This window comes from Pseudoalteromonas luteoviolacea DSM 6061 (genome assembly GCF_001625655.1).
In the GTDB taxonomy this organism is placed as follows: domain Bacteria; phylum Pseudomonadota; class Gammaproteobacteria; order Enterobacterales; family Alteromonadaceae; genus Pseudoalteromonas; species Pseudoalteromonas luteoviolacea.
On record NZ_AUYB01000082.1, the window covers coordinates 18,006 to 37,026 of the forward strand.

Consider the following 19,021-nt stretch of genomic DNA (forward strand, 5'->3'; position numbering starts at 1 on the left):
CCCCCATTTCAAGGTTTAAACCCTGTTAAATTTACAGTGAACGCTGTACTTCAACAGTTTCAAATACCTCTATCTGATCGCCAACTTTAACGTCATTGTAGTTCTTAACACCGATACCACATTCCATACCGTTACGAACTTCTTGAACGTCATCTTTAAAGCGACGAAGTGACTCAAGTTCACCTTCGTAGATTACAACGTTCTCGCGAAGTACACGGATTGGTGCGCTACGTTTAACGATACCTTCTGTAACCATACAACCAGCTACTGCACCAATCTTAGGTGACTTAAACACGTCACGAACTTCAGCAAGACCAATAATCTCTTGCTTGAATTCTGGCGCAAGCATACCTGCCATTGCTTGTTTAACTTCTTCAATCAAGTCATAGATTACGCTGTAGTAACGAAGATCTAAGTTTTCAGCTTCAATCACTTTACGTGCAGATGCATCAGCACGAACGTTGAAACCTACAATGATTGCGTTTGAAGCAGCTGCAAGTGTAGCGTCTGTTTCAGTGATACCACCAACACCACTACCTACGATCTTAACTTTAACTTCATCAGTAGATAGTTTAGTCAACGAGTCTGAAATCGCTTCAATTGAACCTTGTACGTCCGCTTTAAGAACAACATTAACTTCAGAGATATCACCTTCAGTCATGTTTGTGAACATGTTCTCAAGTTTCGCTTTTTGCTGACGCGCAAGCTTCACTTCACGGAATTTACCTTGACGGTATAACGCAACTTCACGTGCCTTACGCTCGTCTTTAACTACAGTTGCTTCATCACCAGCAGCAGGTACACCAGAAAGACCTAAGATCTCTACTGGAATAGATGGACCAGCTTCTGTGATTTCTTTACCATTTTCGTCTCTCATCGCACGTACACGGCCGTACTCAAGACCACAAAGTACAATGTTACCTTGCTCTAGCGTACCAGCTTGTACAAGTACTGTTGCAACTGGACCACGGCCTTTATCTAGACGTGATTCAATAACAACACCTTGCGCCATGCCTTTTTCTGGTGCAGTCAGCTCTAGTAGCTCAGCTTGCATCAGGATAGCTTCAAGCAGGTCATCAATACCTAGGCCTGTTTTCGCAGAAATATGAACAAACTGCGTATCACCGCCCCACTCTTCTGGAATAACATCCAGTTGAGCTAGCTCATTTTTAACGCGGTCTGGGTCAATACCCTCTTTATCCATTTTGTTTACTGCGATAATAAGCGGTACTTCTGCTGCTTTAGCGTGCTGTACAGCTTCTTTAGTCTGAGGCATTACACCATCGTCCGCTGCAACCACAAGTACTACGATATCTGTCGCTTTCGCACCACGAGCACGCATCGATGTAAATGCCGCGTGTCCAGGAGTATCAAGGAAAGTGATCATGTTGCCGTCAGTTTCAACGTGGTAAGCACCAATGTGCTGTGTAATACCACCGGCTTCACCATCTGCAACCTTCGCTTTACGGATATAGTCAAGTGTTGACGTCTTACCATGGTCAACGTGACCCATTACAGTAACAACTGGCGCACGTGGACCAACACTTTCAGTGTCACCACGATCACTTAGTACTTTTTCTTCAAGTTCATTTTCTTTAACAATGATAACCTTGTGACCCATTTCCTCTGCTACATATTGTGCAGTCTCTTGGTCAATAACTTGGTTGATAGTTACCATTTCGCCAAGCTTCATCAGTGTTTTAACAACTTCAGCACCTTTCACAGCCATGCGCGATGCAAGCTCTGATACAGTAATTGTTTCACTGATACGCACTTCTTGCTTAACCTCTGCTGCTGGCTTTTGGAAGCCATGCTGAAGTGAAGTTGGTGCTTTAAGCTTGCCTTTTTTACCACGTGGCTGCTGAGTATTCGCCTCTTTAGCCTGTGGCTTTTTCTTCTTCTTGCGACGTGCACTCTTTTCTTCACGTGCATCAGACTCGTCTTCAGCTTCACGTGCAAATGTAGACGTCGTCATGTGGTGGTCAGCTGAAGCTTCGCGACGTTTACGCTCTTCTTCTTCTGCTTTCCAACGTGCTTCATTTTCTTCTGCTAGACGGCGAGCTTCTTCAGCTTGACGATTTGCTTCTTCCTCAGCTTTCTTTAAGGCTGCTGCTTCTGCTTCTGTACGAAGACGTTCTGCTTCGATTTTCTCTTGCTCTTGTTGGGCGCTATCCACTTCTATACTCTGCTGTTCTTTCGCTTGACGTTCTGCTTCTGCTTTACGTTTGGCTTCTTCTTTAGCTTTGCGCTCAGCTTCCTCTTTGGCTTTTCGCTCTGCCTCCTGTTGGGCGTTGCGTTCAGCTTCTTCTTTCGCTTTTTGCTCAGCTTCTTGTTGAGCTTTCAATTCTGCTTCTTTGCGCGCAGCTTCCTCTGCAGCTAAGCGTTCTTGCTCTTTTTGCTGCTCGATTGCGCTCTTTTTAACGTAAGTGCGCTTTTTACGTACTTCTACCTGAACCGATTTAGCTTTACCAGTAGAACCAGTAACACTTAGGGTACTCTTGCTTTTACGCTGAAGAGTCATACGTTCAGGACCATCAGAACCTGTGCCACCATGTTGCTTGCTCAAATGATCAAGTAACTGGGCTTTTTCAGATTCACTGACCTGATCGCCTTTGGCTTTGGAGATCCCTGCATCTGTTAACTGCTGTAGTAATTTATCAACAGTTGTACCAATGTTCTCGGCTAGTTTCTCTATGCTCACGTCTGCCATATTATGCGTTACCTCCTGTTAATAAACTACTCTTCACTAAACCAGCAAATATTACGTGCAGCCATAATAAAGTCGCCCGCTTGCTGTTCAGATAATTCAGTGATCTCAACTAATTCGTCGATACCTTGCTCTGCTAAATCTTCTAAGGTAATTACGCCTCTGCTTGCCATAACAAACGCTAAATGACGGTCTAAGCCTTCTAGGTCTAGTAAGTCTTGTGCAGGTTCAGCACCTTCTAAAGTCTCTTCATCACGTAACGCTTTTGTCGTTAGTGCATCTTTGGCACGCTTACGCAGCTCTTCAACAGTCTCTTCATCAAGACCTTGAATTTCTAAGAATTCCGCCACTGGTACGTAAGCAACTTCTTCAAGCGTTGAGAAACCTTCATTGATCAGGAACTGAGCAAAGTCATCATCAATATCTAAGTTATCGGTGAATAAGCTAATTAGCTTGTCAGACTCTTCTGCGTTTTTACGCTCCATGTCTTCAACAGTCATCACGTTTAATTCCCAGCCAGTCAATTGACTCGCCAATCGAACATTTTGACCGTTACGACCGATAGCCTGAGCTAAGTTGTCAGCTTCTACCGCAATTTCCATTGTGCGTGAATCTTCATCCATCACAATTGATGCAACCTCTGCAGGTGCCATTGCATTGATAACGAATTGTGCAGGATTGTCGTCATATAATACTATATCAACGCGCTCTCCGCCTAATTCCGTAGAAACCGCCTGTACACGTGCACCACGCATACCAACACACGCACCTACTGGATCGATACGCTTGTCATTTGACTTAACCGCGATTTTTGCACGAGAACCCGGATCACGAGCTGCACCTCTTAGTTCAATCATCTCTTCGCCAATTTCAGGCACTTCGATTCTGAACAGTTCCATTAGCATCTCAGGCTTAGAACGTGTCACAAATAATTGTGCACCGCGCGCTTCAGGCTTAACTTCATACAATAAACCACGAACACGGTCACCAGGTCTGAAGCTTTCGCGTGGTAACATATCTTCGCGATAAATAACCGCTTCAGCATTATTACCTAAGTCAATAACTACCGTGTCACGTGAAGCTTTTTTCACTACACCAGTAACCAATTCACCTTTTTGGTCTTTATATGCATCAACAACTAGTGCTCTTTCAGCTTCACGTACCTTTTGTACGATTACTTGTTTTGCCATTTGTGTTGTAATGCGGTCAAATTGAATTGATTCAATTTGTTCTTCTACATAATCACCAAGCTGTAAATCTGGTTCTTCAACCTGTGCAGCTTCAATGGTAATTTCAGAATATGGGTTTTCAAGTGAACCATCTTCTAAAGGTTCAGCAACCTGCCAACGACGGAAAGTATCATATTCGCCTGTTTTTCTATCGATAGAAACACGAACTTCAATTTCGCCATCATGCTTTTTCTTTGTTGCAGTCGCCAGTGCGAACTCTAACGCTTCAAAAATTTTCTCTCTTGGGACTGCTTTTTCATTGGATACAGCTTCTGCAACCAACAAGATCTCTTTTGCCATAGGTTTTGCCTCGCTTGCCCTGGTCCTTCGCACTCAATCTTAAAATTTGGCGATGATGTTAGCTCTCTCAACATTGCTGAGCATAATGTGGTGCTCTAACCCGTCGACTGTTAGCGTGATCATATCGCCATTAACTGCTACTAGGTCACCTTTAAAATTGCGGCGACCATCTTGTGGAAGCTTAGTACGTAAACGTACTTCTTCACCTTGCGCTTCCTCATAATGAGCTTGTTTGAATAATGGTCTATCAACACCTGGTGAAGACACTTCTAAGTTATATTCATTTGTAATGGGATCTTCTACATCCAAAATAGCACTCACCTGACGGCTCACTTCCGCGCAATCATCAACATTAATGCCATTTTCGTGTTCAATATAAACCCTAAGTGTAGAATGACGTCCAGCTTGTACAAACTCTAGACCGCGCAGCTCATAACCACAGGCTTCAACAGCCGGCTCTAGCATAACGGTTAAATCTTGCTCGAGTTTTGACACAAATTACCTCCATACAAACAAAAAAAGGGCTTATAGCCCCATCAATTCAGCTGCTCGCTCTTGGGCCTAAATTGCTATTATCTAGCACCAGACACAACAACGCCCCGAACCAAGCGGGGCGTCACACCAAAAACAAACTGTGTGGCCAAAGGCCGAGCTTGGTTGCGGGCTGTACCAGCCTAAATTAAGCTTGCGCTTAAACGCAAAACGCGCATTACGAAGAATGCGCGACCTTAAGAAATTCAGCGATTTCTTACATTGGTTGCGGGAGCCGGATTTGAACCGACGACCTTCGGGTTATGAGCCCGACGAGCTACCAGGCTGCTCCATCCCGCGTCCATATGCAGTGCTACACTGCTCAATTGGCGAGTATTATAGAGATTGTTCCATTAATACGCAACCTCAAACTAGATAAAAACAAAACCTCAGTTTACCTAATGCAACATCCAAAAAGACTTTAACAATCATTAACATTGCGCCTTTGTACCCAATGCAGATCCATATATACTTCAGTTTTCTTACAATCAGGAGAAGTTTATATGAAAAAGAAGACAGTCCAGCTAACATTGGCTTCGGTTGCATCAGTTCTATTTAGTGGTGCGGCGCTTGCCAACACTTGCGCCAGTGCAGGACCCCAAACTCCCCGTGATATTGACAACCTTTACGGAGAAAATAAAAGAGTATTTAGTTTGGCACCACCATCTTCACAAATGAACTTGTGCAACATCCACTTCCACAAAAACGCTGAACACAAAGCTAAGGACTTCTCAGTATTTGCAGGAGACGGTAAATACGGCGGTTATCAATGCAATGCAACCGCTGATCTAACACCCGCTGAATTAAAAGCACCAAAAGGAAAAGTTTGTAAGAATGTGAAGCCTGGCGATACCATTGAAGTACATTGGGTCCATAGCTCCTGTGACGTAAAACCTGGTAAAGGACTCGGGTCGTGCTTAAATGCACAATGTGCAAACCCAGATTTACGTGTAGAAACACAGGTATTCCTAGTTGTTAATGACGAAGATGCACTGGATTTCAATGATTTATCATATGATGGAAACGTGGAAAACGGTTACCATCAACCGAAACACATTCCCAATACAACAGGCAAACCCGTCGAGTTTTTGGGCTCAACAACAGGCCCTAGCTACAACGATAAGCAGTGTTCACCATTGCAAGTTACATGGAGCGTTCGCCCCGCCTGTGCAAAAATTGACATCAATAGCCTTGCTAAATGGTGTGAGGACAACGTATTTGAAGAAGATCACGCGCATGGCGTAAGACAACTAGTAACTGACCCTAAGCTATTGTCTCCGATAAACTAATTCCCTCCAAATAAGAGCAGCGTCTATTAGACGCTGCAGTAAATGTTTATTGTTTGGTTTGCAATAGCAAAATATTCCAGCCTATACTCGAAACTCAGTCTCGGTTTTTCGATGTTATTAACGCAACCAGACAAAGACAATTTCCCAAGTTTTTTACGTTTTGTTAGTTGTACCACTGAGGATTATGACGAAACAGATTTGATTTAAACTTGAGCACGGATCCGCTCTAATCGTATTGGAGCGATTATGAGTATTTCACCTTATCAATATCAGCTGCTAAGTCAGTCATTTTCGACTATAAAGCCAAACTTTCACTGCTTTTGTGTGAGTTTAAACCACCGCTTGAATATGCATCCTATGTCAATGCAGATACCGTCTGAGGAACATCAAATTCTTGCTATTGAATATCAGCTCAGAGCATTCATTCAACAAAGCTTGATACGCATCGCCAACCAAAAAGAGTTATGCCAATACATTGTCGAAAATATATCATCGTTCAAGGCCCTTCGCCCCTCAGTGTGCGATATTAAAGTACTTTGTAACTGTTTTCTTGATACACTCAAAGTGCACTTAGGCAAGCAGTTTACTTTGGCTGTAAGAAACGCATGGAAACGCGCACTTCATATTGTCGCCAATGTTTTAAAGTCAGAGTTATTCGGTATGACGAACGTCGTTTATCTCGACCAGTTTAGACAAAAGCATCAATTGCATCGCTCCTAATCAAGGTGACAATCCAAAAAGGAAGCATTAGACTGGCCCTAAATTAGGTTATTTTAGGTGAGTTTATGAAACGTATCGCAATTATTATGGGTCTTAGCGCTGTATTAACGGCTGGATGTGATGTATTTGAAGACTCCAAGGCCCAAATTGAAGCACAATATTTGTCAGAAAACCAAGAGCTACAGGCAGTTATCGAACAAATTAGAGAGCAAGGTTTAGAAGCAATGAGCAAAAGTGCCGAAGCAGGGTCTTTAGCTGGGTGTGTTGTTGGCAAGTTAGATGGTGATCCAATGGGCGCACTCGTTGAGGTTGAAGGCGCACTTCAAGACAGTGCAAGCGTTGCTGATTTAGCGAACTCAATAGCTAGTTTAGGAGATCAGGAAATTAGTTTAGAGACAATTCCCGAGCTACTCAAAGCGGGGGCTGAGACCGTTACCTATCTAAAAACTATGCTTGAAACATATGATTTAGCGGAATTACAAAGCCAATTTAGTGTGTTACTAGAAGAAGGCCAGACCAAAACAGAGGATATCGGTACGCATCTACGTGGTTTGATTGAGCAATGTAACTAATTTTTTTGCCAAGATGCTCATGCCATAGTGCAGAGCATCTTATCGCGATAAATATCGCTAGAATAGTCTCCAGCGTCGTTTCTTTGCACGGACCTTGTGCACCCAGTTGACTTCAATTGTTGTTACCGCCAGCGTATCGCTCTGCGCTTTTGAAATAAGCTCATAACTTACACTTTCTGCAGAACCAAAGTTCAGTGTATAAACAAAGTTTGCAGTATTTGCCCAACACTGAATAATACGTTTAGACTCACTCTCTCTGAGGCAGTAATCGCCCGCTTGTGGTGCTGAAATCTCAAAAACCACATCAGCATAGCAGGTACGTCCTTGGTTTAGCGCAACACATTTACTAGGTGTCGCATTCAGTATTCCCTTACGTTGTTCTTTTGCTGATAAACCAAACGGTACCAACATCAAGAACATCAACATTACCTGAGTGAGTCTAAAATACATATTTCACTCCAGTAAAGATGACGCGTGCATAATTGGACTCTATAAGTGGGCTACTTTTGACCCCCCCAGATCCAACTAATACCGACGCGCCTGCGCTATAAACCCAATCCTGAGCAATGGGGTAGTTTAATTGCGTTTGCACAAAGGCTGTTGCGCCATCGCCTGCTGTAAATCCATATAAGTAATCGTTGACTTCTGACGGGTCTACACCATAAAAATAATCATTGAAGTTTTGGGAATAGTAGTTGGCACCAAAGTTTAACCACAAATCCCAGTTCCTTAGCTCAAAATTGCGAGTGGCTTCAACGTGAAAAACCCACCCGTCAGATTCACCAAACACATCGTATACAAGTTCTACAACAGTTAAGTACTCACCAATATTTTGGTAGTAAGCGAATCCAATAGATTGGTCGACTTTACGCTTTCTGATGCCTTCTAATTCTTTTACTTTATCATCATTGGAGTAATAACCATTTTCAGAGAAAGGAATTTGGTAATTTCCAAAAATGACATCAAGCCCCCAACCCTCACGTTGAATTAACTGGTAGCCCAGATCGGACCCACCAAAAAAATCCCCGGAGTGAGTGTTCAGGTAAAAGTTTTTATATTGCAGTTTTGCATCGATAAGCGGGGCTAAAGAAGAAAACTCATGTTTCGCTCCAATCAGCTTAGGCAGTTTTGTATTAACGTAAAATGCACCTAAGCTCAGTTGCCAATCAAAATCTTCTTCATCATACCAAGGCTCTGCTTGAGCTCTTCCCATGATGACTAAACACGCAGCAAAGATTAAATAGGATATTCTTTTCATTGTTTATTATCTTTATCGCAGCACTTGTGCCTATATTCAGTCCCAGATCATACCTGAGCACTTCTCATCCAACAAGAAAACATTTTGCAACTCAACAATTAACATTTTTTAAATCACTTTGTCACAAACAAACATTTAAATGCGTTTTCTCACAATCGAGTAAATATTCAAATCGAGGAAATGATGAAAAAACTCCTTTTTCTATCTGCACTAGTCGTAAGCGCTGGAAATGTGCATGCATTTAGCCAAGAAACGCATAAACGTATCGTCATTGATGCAGTTAATTATATGGCACAAAACCCAAATACAACAGAGTTTAATAAGTTACAAAATTTTGCACAGTCAAAAGGCATGACAGTGTCCCAACTTGGTGAATTAATGGGTCAAGCAGCCTACGATGTTGATGACTTTGAAGACACTTTCTTTTGCGGCGCCATTACAGGGGATTGCGTGCAAGCTCCTGTATGGGGTGTTGCTAAAAGCATAGTTAAATACACAAGCTACTGGCACTTTCAAAACCATACTCAAGGTGCTGATCAACATGGTAATGACTTCGGAGGTTACAATTACGATAAGCTAACTGTGTGGGGGACTGTCGACAGTATGGCTGCGACTTGGCTAAAGGGTGACTACTTGGATGATGGTCCTGGAGGCGAAACTGGATGGTTTAGTGCAGATGACAGCGAATATAATACCTACGGTATTACAGAGAAGAATTACCGAATTGATAGCCACTCAAACTACCGCATGTATGATGACTTTGAAGAAATGCCTTTTCAGCCAATCGACAACTTAGGGCAATACTGGTATCAAAGCTACTTACAAACGGGCAATCCTCAAGTATTGGGCTTTGTATTCCACACCACAGATCTGTTACAACCTCACCATACATGGACCACCTCAGACTTGAACCACGCAGATTGGGAATCATGGGTAAAAGACTATTACGACAGAGAAAACCTCAATGATATGAGCTTAGTATCTCAGGCGATGCAAAACTTCTCCCCTGTTCAACCAAATGAGACTGACATTCGCCCACTGCTAACACAAGGCGGTGCCTTTTCGTATTCTCAAGGTGGTATTGTGCTTAACTCTAAAGACCATCACGATAGACTAAATACAGCTAAACAAGTTATCCCTAATGCAATCGCTATGGTTGTGCACTTACTTAATCACGCAATGGTAGCTCGCTAATGCGGTGTATTATTTTATTCTTGGTAGGCTTTTTTAGCCTACCTTGTTTCGCCGCATTGAGCCACATTTCGAAATCAGAGCTAGAGTTGATGTACTCTCTTTACCAAGCACAAGATAGAGATATTTCTAAAAAAGAGCTCAAGAGTCGATTATTAGAAAACCAATTTTTGATATCTCAAGCACAGACTAGGTCGCTACCACTGCTTAATCGACATTCTAATGTAGGATTTAGCAATGAGTTTCATGTACGTAGGTACTTACTTGCAATGCTGAAACATAAGTTACCGACACTCGGTAAGCTACCAATCAAAAATGTCACGCTAGGATGGAACTCTAAAAAGCTCTCTTCAATGTTAGGACCTTATCCAGATTCAGGTAAATATAGTGACGAACAAATGCAACGTTGGTCTCAAGTCGAACTAGTGAAATCGCCAAAACTGACCCTGAGTGACGTTATTAACGACCAGTCAATGCAAGGACGATTTGCACTTCACAACGGTGATACTAAGCAACTGCAACTAGCCATTGATGAGTTTGTGCGTTTTCATGCTATTACTCAACACGCTAACAAAGCACTTAGTAAATCTAAACTCTCTTTGAAAAGGCTTAAACTTTTAGCTCTCGGTGAATTGCTGCGACCGCCTATGCAAGCATATTTAGGTATCAAGGATGAGCTGCATGGTGAGCGTAGCGACTATGTTGAAGCTATCAAAGACACATTGTCGACTAAAGAGATAACTCAGTTTTACTCAATGAATAAAAAGGACTTTAAATACCTCGATAGCCTCTTGGCAGCTGCACTAACCTTTACAGAACAACAACAAGCACAGGACATATTTGCAAAAGCAAAGCAAACCTCCATAACTTCAACAATGGAGAAAAGCGACTTATATAATCAGTTTTCTGGGCCCACTAAAGTACAAAAAATGGTGAGGATCACGCGCCAGCATACACAAAACTGGCTCGCGCAATTTGCTTTTAGTAACCAAATTGGTCATATTTCTCGGCCAATTCGTATGCCGAATGGCCAATGGGCGCTCGTTTACACAGAAAAGCCGACGTTCAAGTTTCACCCTCTGAATAGCGAAACAGTTCGCTATAGAGCTTCCTTGTCCTTAACACGCAAAAAAGCCATCTCCGCTTATGAAAGATTGTTTGCTGATTGGCAAAAAACACACGGCATAAACCTATGAACCAAATAAAGCTAGTGCTGTGTATTGTGTTAGGATGCTGTATTTTGTGGTCTGTATGGTGGTTGGCGAATGCCACCACCTACACGCCTAGCACCATAGTTTTACCGAATGAGGAGCTAAGTCAAGTAACACAACTTCCTTCTAAGCCATCGGTTACTGTAGCTGATGCTAGCCTCCAAGCCCCCTTTAATGCTGTGCAGACCAAACAACCTTTATTTGACCATCAGCAACCATCTAAACCACAGCCAGAAGAAACGCTTTATATACCACCAATTGCTGAAAAATCGAAAAAAACAGTACAGCCACAATATAGCGGTGATTTTGATGACTATGAAGAATATAACGACTTTTTATTAGAACAAGAGACATCGCTCAAAAGAGACTATGTCGCTGCTGTCGATAAAAAGGTTGAACGACTGTCCCATCTATTACAAAAGGGCATCAATGCTGGTCTCCCAGAGTCACAGCTGAATGAAGCAAAGGAGAAAATAGCTGCCTTAAGAAAAATGAAACAACACCTAGAGAAGGAATTAAATGCCCCATTTTGAAGCTGAAGTATGTGCGCTTCTCTGCAGCACATACCAGCCTCACTCTTGGGGCACAAAAAAATCACGAAGAATTGACAGGTATATACCCTCAATCGCATCAAGATCCGCAAGAGAGACATGCTCATTGACCTGATGTATTGAGTCGTTTTTAACACCGCATTCCACTACTTGTGTATCGGCATTAGCAAAAAATCGCCCATCCGAAGTTCCTCCTGCTGTACTTAACGCAGGAAAATGACCTAATTGCTTTGAAATTGCGTGTTCAACGAGTGATAAAAAGCACCTTTCAGCCTTTTTACCCGTGTAAAAAGACTCGCACGGCCGCTCCCACTGTAATTGGGCACAGAATTTATCTTGGCCAGTTACTGATTTCACTATCTCGCAGACTTCTTTACTTTTGTAAGCGTGGCTGTAGCGAATATTAAAAGTGATTTCACAGCTCGCAGGCACCAAATTATCTACAATATTTGGCACAGTGATGCCAGTTACCTGCAATGTAGTTTGAGAACCCGGCACATCTTTTTGCCAATTTAATTGGGCGAGCTGTGTAACAAGCTCTCCTGCAATATGAGCCGCATTTATTGTATTCTCTGGATAAGCAACATGGCCAGCTTTACCATTGATGGTGATACGGCCTGAAATAGCCCCTCTTCGACCATTTTTTATTGTATCACCAACTATTTTGCCAGAGGTTGGCTCCCCAACTAAGCATGCATCCAGTTTCACGCCTCGGTGCTGTAAGTACCGCGCAATTTCCAATGAGCCATATTCAGCCTCTCCTTCTTCATCGGAAGTAATAAGCCAATAGAAGGTCCCCAAATTAGGCTTGTTCTTTTCCATGGTGCAAAGGTGCCTAGTTGCACTTAGCATTGCTGCAATCGAACCTTTCATGTCTGCCGCACCACGGCCATACATTACGCCATCAATAACCTGACCTGAAAACGGGTCCACCCGCCATCCAGCAGGTTGTGCGGGCACAACATCAACATGACCTGAATAAGCGAGGGTCGGCCCCTCTCCAAAAGTACGACGAGCAATCAAGTTTTTTACACCATTACATATAAACTGCTCAACCGTAAAATCCAGCTCTTGTAATTGTGTAGCAAGAAAGTTCAAAGTGCCCGCATCGCTAGGCGTTATAGAACGTGCCTGAATCAAATATCGCAATACATCTACAGTAGATGAGTAGGCGGTTTTAGGAGTTTGCAGTAGGTGCGACATAACAATTTGCCAATCAACCAATTTTACTCCATTAAACGTTTTTAAAATGTCTGGTTTATGTCCAAGTCATTGCAATTTTATTACCTCAAGCACGTTGCAATGTCATTTTGCAATGTTTTTTACCCATATACTTCCTTGCAAAAAAGTAAAAACTTAATCCAAATCAAACTTTCAGAATTTTCTGAAAACTGACTATTTAAAGTTGATCTAGAACAGCTTTTCAAATTTTTATTCCCCTTACTATGTACACATCACAGAGATTTACCTCGTATAGGTTCAGGAGATGAATATGAATAAATTAACAGCTGCATTACTGTCAACTCTGCTAGTAACTGCGCCACTTGCACAAGCTCAATTTAGCGTAAATGTGGGTGCAATTCACGTAAACCCGATTGATTCTGCTTCTGCAATTAAAGAAAACACGGCACTGGGCCTATCAGCAGATTCAGATACACAACTGGGTATCACTTTTGATTACCAATACAATGACAACATCGTGTTTGAACTGATTGCAGCAACGCCATTTTCACACACTGTAGAGGGCCAAGGTGGCTTAGCTGGCAATGATATTGCCCAAGTAAAACACTTACCACCAACTTTACTTGCTCAATACCACTTCTTCGGTGCTGGTGATAAGTTCCGCCCATTTGTTGGCGTAGGCTTAAACTACACCGTATTTTTTGATGAAGAAGCCAGTGCTGCATTAAAACAAACATTAAAAACGGATGATGTGAAGGTTGACCTAGATAGCTCGTTCGGCGTAGCGCTTCAAATGGGCTTTAACTACGACATTAATGAGAAATGGGGTCTACATGTTATGGTATCTAAAATGGACATAGATACTGACGCAACAGTCTATGCAAATGGTGTTCAGGCACTGACTTCAGATGTTGAAATCGACCCATTCGTTGCAATGATTGGTGCGAAATACAAGTTCTAAGTACGGTAGTTGCCCTTATTGGGCAACCGATTTAGCAGGGATCGCAACCTCAATCCCCTTGGGCCACTTAAGTGGCCTTTTTATTATTTACTTTTTTTTGCTCAAGCATTTCTTTCCAGTGCACAATTTCATCAGGAAGTATTGGCGCATCTCCATCAAAATCAGCCAACGACAATAGATCACTCACACTCACAACACCCTTGCGACTTTTGAATACACCTCTCACATATGCAATTGCATGTAGTCCACTGGGCGAATGAAATTTTTGTTCAATGTAAAAATATTTGTGATCCCAGCCTACGACTTGCGTCGTCACCGAAAACTTCTGTAACGGCTTAATGTCTTTTATGTATGTGATCGCGGTAGCATTGACAATTGGGAACCATTTCTTCTTGAGAATTTTACCTAGCAAGCCAATGCGCTCTGTCATCCACGTGCGCGCAATGTCCATCATGGCCAAGTAACGTGAGTTGGTAAGGTGTAAATTGATATCGCAATCACTTGGCAGAGCCCTAAAATCAATTGTTGTTGGATCTAGCATCCCTTCGTGAGTTTTATTCTTCTTAATTTTCCAAAATAATAACAATAATCGAAAGTATAAATTCATGTTCCCAATGGTCTAACCAGTAATTTGTTCGGTCAGTGTATCATAGCTCTTAGTAGCAACAAGCTTGTTCAACAAGTTAATTCAATTTCTCTTAAATTTCGGCAACTTGCTTAATTTTAGAAACTGGATTAAGTTATTTGTAACTCTATTATCAGTGTGTATTTATGAATAATATATTCAAAATTGGATTTTTCCTTTCTTTTATTTTCTTTAGCTTTAATGCTGCGGCAGATTTTGATGTAAATGGACAAGGTGTGGTGACCTATCCAACGGGAGTCGAAAAAAGTTTTGATTTTGGATTTGGCTGGAAAGCTAACGATAAGAAGTTTCGCATTGGTAACAAATCTTACTCAATGTCACAATTACCTGAATCATATTCTATAGCCATGACCTTAAGTAAAGACGAGTCCAAAGTTTGGATCCAAGAATTTAACTCTGGCTACATAGAATCATTTGAATGGAAAATTGGCAGACACAAACTCAAGTTATCCAAAAAAGCGTTTAGTTCACGTGTTAGAGGTGATTATGTGTTGACGCTCAATAATGTGGACTACTTTCTATCCCGCAATAATGTGAGCATAGATGTACATTTCGAAGAGACAGGAATTAAATCTGTGAGATTGGAAGGGGTAACAAGAAGTATGGGGACGAAGAAGTAGCAAAGCTACCTCTTCGTTAATTTTACTTATACTTTAACCGTTTTACGATTAATACCGTACTCTCGCAGTTTGTTCGCTACAGCTGTGTGGCTCAAACCCAAGCGCTTTGCTAACTGTCTGGAACTAGGGTAAGCCGGATAGAGCTTTCTTAGTAACGTCGCTTCGAAGCGTTTTACCGCTTGCTCTAACGTTCCCTCAAAATCAGATTCAAGATAACCCAAGTCATGCGTAAATGTCGGCAACTGCATGTTTTCGATACGTAGCTCTTTATCATCTAGCAATGAAACAGCGCGATAAATTGCATTTTCTAATTGGCGTACATTACCTGGCCAAGGGTACTGTTCGAGAAACTCTAAACATTCAGGGTGTAGTGCCGGAACTGCCTGTCCATTTTGCTGCGCATATTTTTGGATAAAGTGCTCAGCAAGCGGCTTTACATCGGCTTTACGATCTCGCAACGGCGCTATCTCTAATGTCAGAACATTGATTCTGTAATACAAGTCCTCTCGAAATCCACCTTCTTGCACCATTGCAGGTAAGTCTTTTTGTGTAGCTGCAATAATACGTACGTTGACTTTGACTTCATTTTCATCGCCCACTTTACGAAACGTACCATCTTGTAAAAAACGTAGCAGTTTTGTCTGCAGCTGCTCCGACATTTCGCCTACTTCGTCTAGAAAAACCGTGCCGCCATCAGCCTGCTCAAGTACGCCTCTTTTAGATGGCACATTGTCATCAAAACTTGCGTATCCAAATAGCTCTGATTCGGCAACATCATCTGGCAACGATGCGCATGATAGGGCAATGAAAGGTTTCAAAGAACGATTGGAGGCATAGTGACAAGCTCTGGCCAACAATTCTTTACCGGTTCCAGTCTCACCCGTTATTAAAATTGGGGCTTCCAACTGAGCCATTTTACGAGCTTCCCTGACAACTCGTCGCATTGCCGTACTTTGATTATGAATTGTCGCAAAACTCTCTTGACCATAGCGCCTAAATGCACTGACTTGTTGACCTAGCCTGCTTTGAGATTTGATGTTGATAACCGCACCTGCCAGTACGTCCCCTTCAGCACCTTGTGGTACTGCTATCGGTAAGATATCAGCAATATAATCTTCGCCACCAACTTCAACACGCGTGGTTTGACCTAGTACTTCGGTCCCTTCCAACCAACGCGTAAAATTAAAGCCTTTTAAAAGGACATTGATACTGGTACCAATGACTTCATCTAATGATAAGTTTAAATCTCTGCATGCAGCATCATTACAATGCCTAACTCCGCCTTTTGCATCTATCGAAATCACACCATCTGGCAAAGCACTTAACAATGTATTTAACTCGTTGTGCTCTCGCTCTGAAGGTAGGAATGCTGTCGTGCGGACATCTTCAACGCCGTCAATCAATCGGATCTCAGGCATGATTTTTTGAAATTGCTCAAACTCAATCGGCGGGAAGCTGACATACATACGACAATTTACAGAATCAACCTCAATCCCCTTTAGGTCGACTCGATAATTTACCAATATATTGAGAATTTCTTGTGCAATCCCAATTCGATCGGCGCAATGGATCTCTAAACGCATCTGTTCCTCAAAACGGTTTTTTACCTCTGTGCGGATCATACTCTAAGAATAGTCATCAGCCTAGCAAATTGTAAACATTTTTGGACAGATATTTTGTTCATAAAAAATAATAGTATTGGACTACAATAAATATATGAAAAACTTGATATTTAACTAGGTAGAAAAGATTGCATGGGGAACCCAATGCACTTTATAATACTAAATAACTAAACAATGTTAAAATGAATGGTGAGAACAATGAAAATAGCAAAAAATATAGCCTTAGTTCTAACAGCCATTTTTACTAGTGCATGTTCTGTTGAAGACCCATATGAAACAGGTCCAACACAGAGCCAACAAGAGGAGCAATCTGAGCAAGACAAAGAAAACGCTCAGTCTGCCGCATTCGTCATCACAGTTAAAGATGAAACAAACAACATTGTTAAAAACGCAACTGTTAACTTGTCCGGAGTGACCTATACGACCGATGATTTAGGCCAAATTGCCATCCCAAGTTTAGCCCAAGGTAACTATACAATTGCCGTTGAAAAATCAGGCTTTAAAAGCTTTTTAACAACGTTACAGTTAGAAAGTGAAACACAAGACTTTAGTTTAAATATCGAAAGTAAATCTAATCGAGACGTTAGTCTCTTTTTTGCTGGTGACACAATGTTTGGTCGTCGCTATATGGATCCGTCATTAACAACTATGGGAAATTCGGTACCTGATGTCGAAGGGGCTTTAATTCGCGCCAGTTCAGCCGCCGCCAATGCCATTTCACTGACGCAATATGTGAAACCACTCGTAGAAGCTGCTGACTTTGCCTCTGTGAATTTAGAGACGCCTATCCTTGCGACCCCCACAAGCGTTCACCCTACAAAAGAGTTTGCTTTTTTCTCTTTGCCTGAAACTTTGCAAGGCCTTACAGAAATTGGCGTCGACTATGTTGCCCTTGGGAATAACCACGTCTACGACTATCTTCAAAATGGACTGCAAGACACCCTAAAGTATGTCAATGAAGCGGGCCTGTTACACAGTGGCGCGGGTAACAATGATACGGAAGCCTTTGCTCCATTAATTACCTCTGTTAATGGTCTGACTGTGGGTATTGTCTCTGCAACATCCATCACAGGTGAAGACAACCCAATCGATTATATTGCCCGTGAACAAAAAGGTGGGGCTGCAGATTTAACCGATACCACAAGTGTAAGAAGCGCGGTAGAAAGCGCCATTGCTCGAAGTGACTACGCCATTGCACAACTCCATGGTGGAGATGAGTATTCCTATGCCCCAACTCGCTATATCACTAATCGTTTTGAAGTCATCGGTAATGAAAACCCAGATTTACTTATTGCCCACCACCCTCACGTTGCGCAAGGGTTTGGCCTGTTTAATGGTACCCCCGCTCTATTGGGATTAGGTAATTTTGTATTTGAACAAAACCGCATAGAAACTTTGTTAGGCGTTGCCGTTGTTTTAGAAGTAAACCCAACTTTGGAGCCAAAAACCAGAAGTGCTCGTGCCTATCCAATATACCTTGAAGACTATCAGCCCAAATTGGTAACTGGTTTTTTAAGTGACTATTTGATGCGAAGACTTGGAGAGTTTTCCGACCCGAACGTGTCTGTGATCCCTAGACAAGGATACGCAGATATATCATTCACCCAAACTGTGGCGCCAACTACACTCGCGCCAGTTCAAGTTACCTTGCCTGCGGGGCAACATATCGTAGATTTAAGAGAATATGCCCCAAGCAACGCCTTTTTAACCGGGATAAACACGTCTCAATCGGTGAGTATCCGCATGGGGCGTGATTTAATGCTTTTTGGTGACTTCGAGGATTGGGATAATGACGAAATATTTGGTGAAGTATCTCGCTGGGAAAACGACAGTGACAACATAACACCTTGCCTCACCGGTGCACATCGAGGCCGCCAAGGAATGTGCTTAGTCCGCACACAATTTGACAATCGCCCCTTAAGAATGCCTTTTAAACATACCATTCGAACTATGCCCATCACACCGGGTGAGTCTACCCTTTTGGCTTACCATGATATGAGTTTATATGGCTATAGCAAAGGCCAAAATGCAGGAGAGCTTAGTGCGGAAATGTCTATACTTACCTCTGAAGATAACCTCGTTTTTTCAGAGCAGACATTACAAATAAAATCAGCGGGTGATTACAATTGGCAGTCATTTTCACACACATTCAGTTTGCCCGATGACACCAGTGTCCTTGGGCCTGAAAACTTGCCAGCAAGAGCTGTTAAGATTACCTTTTTACACAGCCCTCCAGCAGAAGGGGAAGCAACGCTCATACTTGATGATATTGCGCTTATATCATGGCAAAGAGATATAACCTTAAATATTGATGTGAATGATACTTGGCAGGAAAATACCATACATGGTTTGGACTTTTTACAAGTAAACAGTCAGAAGGACGTCACACTCAGCTTAACTTTTTCGTCCTTCCAATAAAGGGTTAATTGGT

Annotated in this window: 17 protein-coding genes and 1 tRNA gene; 9 read left to right on the top strand and 9 right to left on the bottom strand. The window is 42.2% G+C overall.

The window, feature by feature from the left end:
* Positions 1-31: 31 nt before the first annotated feature.
* From infB to N475_RS04685, 4 genes are all read right to left on the bottom strand, one after another.
* A complete protein-coding gene (gene infB, locus N475_RS04670) occupies positions 32-2,710 on the bottom strand; it encodes a translation initiation factor IF-2 (protein ID WP_063364757.1) in 2,679 nt (892 codons plus the stop codon).
* Between the two features lie 26 nt (positions 2,711-2,736).
* Complete coding sequence (nusA, locus tag N475_RS04675) at positions 2,737-4,236, bottom strand: transcription termination factor NusA (protein WP_063355431.1); 1,500 nt, start codon at positions 4,234-4,236, stop codon at positions 2,737-2,739.
* Positions 4,237-4,275: 39 nt separating this feature from the next.
* Positions 4,276-4,731: a ribosome maturation factor RimP gene (gene rimP, locus N475_RS04680; RefSeq protein WP_063355430.1), complete on the bottom strand. Its 456-nt coding sequence runs from the start codon at positions 4,729-4,731 to the stop codon at positions 4,276-4,278.
* A 259-nt stretch (positions 4,732-4,990) separates the two neighbouring features.
* A tRNA-Met gene (locus tag N475_RS04685) sits at positions 4,991-5,067 on the bottom strand.
* Between the two features lie 203 nt (positions 5,068-5,270).
* Here N475_RS04685 and N475_RS04690 point away from each other — a divergent pair.
* The 3 genes from N475_RS04690 (at position 5,271) to N475_RS04700 (ending at position 7,348) form a co-directional block, all read left to right on the top strand.
* Positions 5,271-6,056, top strand: a complete 786-nt coding sequence (locus tag N475_RS04690; protein WP_063355429.1) for a delta-class carbonic anhydrase — start codon at positions 5,271-5,273, stop codon at positions 6,054-6,056.
* A 246-nt stretch (positions 6,057-6,302) separates the two neighbouring features.
* On the top strand, positions 6,303-6,776 hold the full coding sequence (locus N475_RS04695) for a globin family protein (protein WP_063364758.1): 474 nt from the start codon (positions 6,303-6,305) through the stop codon (positions 6,774-6,776).
* 65 nt (positions 6,777-6,841) lie between these two features.
* The gene (locus tag N475_RS04700) at positions 6,842-7,348 is read left to right on the top strand and encodes a hypothetical protein (RefSeq protein ID WP_063355427.1); all 507 of its coding nucleotides are present in this window, start codon (positions 6,842-6,844) and stop codon (positions 7,346-7,348) included.
* Positions 7,349-7,405: 57 nt separating this feature from the next.
* On the opposite strand, the gene N475_RS04705 is transcribed toward N475_RS04700, so the two are convergent.
* Complete coding sequence (locus tag N475_RS04705) at positions 7,406-7,798, bottom strand: DUF3019 domain-containing protein (protein ID WP_063355426.1); 393 nt, start codon at positions 7,796-7,798, stop codon at positions 7,406-7,408.
* A complete protein-coding gene (locus N475_RS04710) occupies positions 7,788-8,606 on the bottom strand; it encodes a MipA/OmpV family protein (RefSeq protein WP_063355425.1) in 819 nt (272 codons plus the stop codon). The genes N475_RS04705 and N475_RS04710 overlap by 11 nt, the downstream gene beginning before the upstream one ends.
* Positions 8,607-8,789: 183 nt before the next feature.
* Here N475_RS04710 and N475_RS04715 point away from each other — a divergent pair, with 183 nt between their 5' ends.
* Genes N475_RS04715 through N475_RS04725 form a run of 3 tightly spaced genes read left to right on the top strand, consistent with a single transcriptional unit; the run spans position 8,790 to position 11,541 of the window.
* Positions 8,790-9,800 carry a phospholipase C/P1 nuclease family protein gene (locus N475_RS04715; protein ID WP_063355424.1) on the top strand — a complete coding sequence of 337 codons (1,011 nt, stop codon included), beginning with the start codon at positions 8,790-8,792 and terminating at the stop codon, positions 9,798-9,800.
* Positions 9,800-10,993: a peptidyl-prolyl cis-trans isomerase gene (locus N475_RS04720; protein ID WP_063355423.1), complete on the top strand. Its 1,194-nt coding sequence runs from the start codon at positions 9,800-9,802 to the stop codon at positions 10,991-10,993. The genes N475_RS04715 and N475_RS04720 overlap by 1 nt, the downstream gene beginning before the upstream one ends.
* Positions 10,990-11,541 (top strand): hypothetical protein, encoded by a 552-nt coding sequence (locus N475_RS04725; protein ID WP_063364759.1) that lies wholly within the window; start codon positions 10,990-10,992, stop codon positions 11,539-11,541. The genes N475_RS04720 and N475_RS04725 overlap by 4 nt, the downstream gene beginning before the upstream one ends.
* A gap of 39 nt (positions 11,542-11,580) precedes the next feature.
* On the opposite strand, the gene dapE is transcribed toward N475_RS04725, so the two are convergent.
* Positions 11,581-12,762 (bottom strand): succinyl-diaminopimelate desuccinylase, encoded by a 1,182-nt coding sequence (dapE, locus tag N475_RS04730; protein ID WP_063355459.1) that lies wholly within the window; start codon positions 12,760-12,762, stop codon positions 11,581-11,583.
* Positions 12,763-13,051: 289 nt separating this feature from the next.
* Between dapE and N475_RS04735 the strand changes: the two genes are divergently transcribed.
* Positions 13,052-13,702 carry an OmpW/AlkL family protein gene (locus N475_RS04735; RefSeq protein WP_063355421.1) on the top strand — a complete coding sequence of 217 codons (651 nt, stop codon included), beginning with the start codon at positions 13,052-13,054 and terminating at the stop codon, positions 13,700-13,702.
* Positions 13,703-13,769: 67 nt separating this feature from the next.
* Here N475_RS04735 and N475_RS04740 read toward each other — a convergent pair whose 3' ends face one another.
* Positions 13,770-14,309: a thioesterase family protein gene (locus N475_RS04740; protein ID WP_063355420.1), complete on the bottom strand. Its 540-nt coding sequence runs from the start codon at positions 14,307-14,309 to the stop codon at positions 13,770-13,772.
* A 164-nt stretch (positions 14,310-14,473) separates the two neighbouring features.
* Here N475_RS04740 and N475_RS04745 point away from each other — a divergent pair, with 164 nt between their 5' ends.
* Positions 14,474-14,968: a hypothetical protein gene (locus N475_RS04745; protein ID WP_063355419.1), complete on the top strand. Its 495-nt coding sequence runs from the start codon at positions 14,474-14,476 to the stop codon at positions 14,966-14,968.
* 26 nt (positions 14,969-14,994) lie between these two features.
* On the opposite strand, the gene tyrR is transcribed toward N475_RS04745, so the two are convergent.
* Entirely contained in the window at positions 14,995-16,551 is a 1,557-nt protein-coding gene (gene tyrR, locus N475_RS04750; RefSeq protein WP_063355458.1) for a transcriptional regulator TyrR, read from the bottom strand.
* Positions 16,552-16,788: 237 nt separating this feature from the next.
* Here tyrR and N475_RS04755 point away from each other — a divergent pair, with 237 nt between their 5' ends.
* Positions 16,789-19,008: a CapA family protein gene (locus tag N475_RS04755; RefSeq protein ID WP_155732539.1), complete on the top strand. Its 2,220-nt coding sequence runs from the start codon at positions 16,789-16,791 to the stop codon at positions 19,006-19,008.
* Positions 19,009-19,021 lie beyond the last annotated feature (13 nt).

Bases quoted from the DNA above. Each gene is read 5' to 3' on its own strand.
- infB (WP_063364757.1), bottom strand. From the start codon at position 2,710: ATGGCAGACGTGAGCATAGAGAAACTAGCCGAGAACATTGGTACAACT.
- nusA (WP_063355431.1), bottom strand. From the start codon at position 4,236: ATGGCAAAAGAGATCTTGTTGGTTGCAGAAGCTGTATCCAATGAAAAA.
- N475_RS04690 (WP_063355429.1), top strand. From the start codon at position 5,271: ATGAAAAAGAAGACAGTCCAGCTAACATTGGCTTCGGTTGCATCAGTT.
- N475_RS04695 (WP_063364758.1), top strand. From the start codon at position 6,303: ATGAGTATTTCACCTTATCAATATCAGCTGCTAAGTCAGTCATTTTCG.
- N475_RS04700 (WP_063355427.1), top strand. From the start codon at position 6,842: ATGAAACGTATCGCAATTATTATGGGTCTTAGCGCTGTATTAACGGCT.
- N475_RS04705 (WP_063355426.1), bottom strand. From the start codon at position 7,798: ATGTATTTTAGACTCACTCAGGTAATGTTGATGTTCTTGATGTTGGTA.
- N475_RS04710 (WP_063355425.1), bottom strand. From the start codon at position 8,606: ATGAAAAGAATATCCTATTTAATCTTTGCTGCGTGTTTAGTCATCATG.
- N475_RS04715 (WP_063355424.1), top strand. From the start codon at position 8,790: ATGAAAAAACTCCTTTTTCTATCTGCACTAGTCGTAAGCGCTGGAAAT.
- N475_RS04720 (WP_063355423.1), top strand. From the start codon at position 9,800: ATGCGGTGTATTATTTTATTCTTGGTAGGCTTTTTTAGCCTACCTTGT.
- N475_RS04725 (WP_063364759.1), top strand. From the start codon at position 10,990: ATGAACCAAATAAAGCTAGTGCTGTGTATTGTGTTAGGATGCTGTATT.
- dapE (WP_063355459.1), bottom strand. From the start codon at position 12,762: ATGTCGCACCTACTGCAAACTCCTAAAACCGCCTACTCATCTACTGTA.
- N475_RS04735 (WP_063355421.1), top strand. From the start codon at position 13,052: ATGAATAAATTAACAGCTGCATTACTGTCAACTCTGCTAGTAACTGCG.
- N475_RS04740 (WP_063355420.1), bottom strand. From the start codon at position 14,309: ATGAATTTATACTTTCGATTATTGTTATTATTTTGGAAAATTAAGAAG.
- N475_RS04745 (WP_063355419.1), top strand. From the start codon at position 14,474: ATGAATAATATATTCAAAATTGGATTTTTCCTTTCTTTTATTTTCTTT.
- tyrR (WP_063355458.1), bottom strand. From the start codon at position 16,551: ATGCGTTTAGAGATCCATTGCGCCGATCGAATTGGGATTGCACAAGAA.
- N475_RS04755 (WP_155732539.1), top strand. From the start codon at position 16,789: ATGAAAATAGCAAAAAATATAGCCTTAGTTCTAACAGCCATTTTTACT.